The organism is Methylibium rhizosphaerae (genome assembly GCF_006386545.1).
GTDB classification, from domain to species: Bacteria; Pseudomonadota; Gammaproteobacteria; order Burkholderiales; family Burkholderiaceae_C; genus Pseudorivibacter; species Pseudorivibacter rhizosphaerae.
The window spans coordinates 1-1,605 of record NZ_SWAR01000143.1 but is presented as its reverse complement, the minus strand read 5'-3'; the positions used below and the strand labels follow the sequence as shown (position 1 = coordinate 1,605).

1 protein-coding gene is annotated in these 1,605 nt (G+C 66.0%); it reads right to left on the bottom strand.

Going from position 1 to position 1,605, the window contains the following annotated elements:
- Nucleotides 1–1,605 (bottom strand): calcium-binding protein (locus E8D38_RS27830; RefSeq protein WP_140637555.1); only part of this gene is annotated, 1,605 nt, incomplete at both ends.

Genomic DNA, 1,605 nt, shown 5'->3' with positions numbered 1-1,605 from the left:
GGCCGTGGTCTCGTAGGCCGACACCGTGTCATTGCCCGAACCGCGCCCGAACAGGTACGTGTCGTTGCCGGTCCCTCCGTCCAGCGTGTCGTTGCCGGCTCCACCGTCCAGCGTGTCGTTGCCGTTGCCGCCATTCAGCGTGTCGGCGCCTGCGCCGCCGAGCAGCAGGTCATCGCCATCTTCGCCATTGAGCGTGTCCTCGCCATTGCCACCATCCAGCGTGTCGTTGCCGGCTCGGCCGCTGAGGGTGTCGTCGCCGGCTCCTCCGGCCAGGGCATCGGCCCCGGCGTAGCCGGTCAGTGCGTCATTGCCCGAGCTGCCGGCCGTCACCAGGGCATCGATGGTGGCCAAGCCCCAGGTGCTGCCATCGGCAAAGCGGATCTGCTCGATCCGTTGAGACGGCGAGTTGAAGTGTCCGCTGATCCGCAAGCGGTCGGAGCTGCCAGCGATAGACACGTATAGGTCGTCGCCCGAGCGCGTGAGCAGCACATCGGACGCAGTGACCGTGTCATTGCCCGAACCGCGCCCGAACAGGTACGTGTCGTTGCCGGTCCCTCCGTCCAGCGTGTCGTTGCCGGCTCCACCGTCCAGCGTGTCGTTGCCCGCATTGCCGCTCAACGTGTCGTTACCCTGGGTCCCGGCGAGGGAGTCTGCATTCGCAGTGCCGTTGAGTGTGGTCCCGGCCGGGGGAGTGGCCGTTACATAGCTCTTGGTGGCCGCGTAGTTCCAGGTAGTGCCGTCGGCAAAGCGGATGGTTTCAACGACCTGCTGTGAGGTGCCGTCGTTCGCGAAGTAGCCGGTGACCGTCAGTCGGTCATCGGTGCCGATGACGCTGATGGTCAGATCGTTGCCGGATCGACTGACGACGACGTTCGCTGGCGTGATCCCGGCGCCCAGCACGATGGTGTCGGCATTGGTGCCCGCTGCATCGCTGTCGTAGTTGTTGATCGTGTCCTGGCCGGAGCCCAGACCGAACAAGTAGGTGTCCGCTCCGGCATCGCCGCTCAGGGTGTCATTGCCGGCCCCACCGTCCAGCGTGTCGTTGCCGGTACCGCCAACCAGCGTGTCGGCGCCTGTGCCACCCTGCAACGTGTCAGCATCATTACCGCCGGAAAGCGAGTCGCTGTCCGTTCCGCCCACCAGCGTGTCGCTACCGTCTCCCCCGGAGAGGGTGTCGCGACCGTCGCCACCGTCGATCGTGTCGTCACCGGCCATGCCGTTGAGGGTGTCGTTGCCCTCAGCGCCGCCGAGGGCGTCGTTGGTGGTGTAGCCGGTGACGGTGTCATCACCTCCCGTGGGCACGATGACACGTGCCTTCACGTCCGCAATGCTCCAGCTGCTGCCGTCGGCGAAGCGGATGGTTTCGACGGCGTGCTGGGAAGTGCCGTCGTTCGCGAAGTAGCCGGTGACCGTCAGTCGGTCATCGGTGCCGATGACGCTGATGGTCAGATCGTTGCCGGATCGACTGACGACGACGTTCGCTGGCGTGATGCCGGCGCCCAGCACGATGGTGTCGGCGTTGGTGCCCGGCGCGTCGCTGTCGTAGTTGTTGATCGTGTCCTGGCCCGAGCCCAGACCGAACAGGTAGGTGTCGGCTCCGGCATC